This window comes from Bradyrhizobium sp. F1.4.3 (assembly GCF_040548375.1).
Lineage (GTDB): Bacteria > Pseudomonadota > Alphaproteobacteria > Rhizobiales > Xanthobacteraceae > Bradyrhizobium.
Genome location: NZ_JBEPRN010000044.1, coordinates 1 through 1304, shown reverse-complemented (window position 1 = coordinate 1304; position 1304 = coordinate 1). Strand labels below are relative to the sequence as shown.

At 62.7% G+C, this 1304-nt stretch carries 1 protein-coding gene and 1 pseudogene; both read left to right on the top strand.

Going from position 1 to position 1304, the window contains the following annotated elements:
* Positions 1–336 (top strand): annotated as a pseudogene (locus ABIB73_RS37500) (chitooligosaccharide deacetylase NodB); the annotation flags it as partial.
* Positions 333–1304 (top strand): chitooligosaccharide synthase NodC (gene nodC / locus ABIB73_RS37495; protein ID WP_354232494.1); only part of this gene is annotated, 972 nt, incomplete at its 3' end. The pseudogene ABIB73_RS37500 and the gene nodC, both read left to right, overlap by 4 nt.

The following is a 1304-nucleotide window of genomic DNA, read 5'->3' as shown; positions in this document are numbered from 1 at the left end:
CGGCACATGCGTGCGCCGTACGGGATTTGGTCCAAGGAGGCCCTCGCCGCGTCGGCGAAGGCCGATCTGGCAGCCCTGCACTGGTCAGTCGATCCGCAAGACTGGTCTCGTCCCGGCGTCGAGGCGATTGTTGCCGCAGTGCTGGCCTCGCTCCAGCCGGGAGCAATCGTGCTCCTGCACGACGGATGCCCTCCCGACGAGTTGGGACGCTGCCCTCATGCTGGTCGGCGCGACCAGACCATAATGGCGCTCGCCCAGCTCATTCCAGCACTGCATGACCGTGGATTTGCAATCCGGTCGCTTCCTCAACCTAACCGAATAGACCAATGCCCATGACCTTGCTTGCCACCATCAGCACCGTTGCTGTTGCCTCCTACGCGTTGCTCTCCAGCGTCCATAAGAGCGCGCAGGCGCTTTATGCGCTGCGAACCGACGCCTCACTGCCGCCGTACGACCCGGTCGACACCGGTGCTCTGCCCAGCGTGGATGTCATCGTGCCCTGCTTCAACGAGGACCCGCGCACGCTGGCGGCCTGCCTGAAGTCTATTGCAAGCCAGGACTACCCAGGGCGATTGCAGGTCTATGTGGTCGATGACGGCTCCGCAAATGTCGGTGCAGTGGCACCCGTGCACGCAAGCTACGCACATGACCCAAGGGTCCGCGTCATTCTGCTGCAAAGCAACGTTGGAAAGCGCAAGGCGCAGATTGCTGCGATACGCCGGTCATTCGGCGATCTCGTGCTCAATGTTGATTCCGATACGGAAATCGCCAGCGATGTTGTCAGCAAGCTCGTACGCAAGATGCAGGATCCAGCCGTCGGCGCCGCCATGGGCCAATTGACGGCCAGCAACCGCAACGACAGCTGGCTGACCGGATTGATCGACATGGAGTACTGGTTGGCTTGCAACGAGGAGCGCGCGGCTCAGACGCGCTTTGGTGCGGTCATGTGCTGCTGTGGGCCGTGTGCCATGTACCGCCGTTCCGCGCTCATGTTGCTGCTCGACCAGTACGAGACGCAGTTTTTCCGGGGAAAGCCGAGCGACTTCGGTGAGGACCGCCATCTGACGATCCTCATGCTCAAGGCAGGATTTCGAACCGAGTACGTTCCGGACGCCATCGCCGCCACGGTGGTCCCGGACAAGCTCTTACCGTATCTGCGGCAACAGCTCCGCTGGGCGCGGAGCACTTACCGCGACACGCTGCTCGGTTTGCACCTGCTGCCCGGCCTCGATCGGTACCTCACGCTCGATGTGCTCGGACAGAACCTCGGGCCGCTGCTGCTCGCCATCTCGTCGATTGCCGCG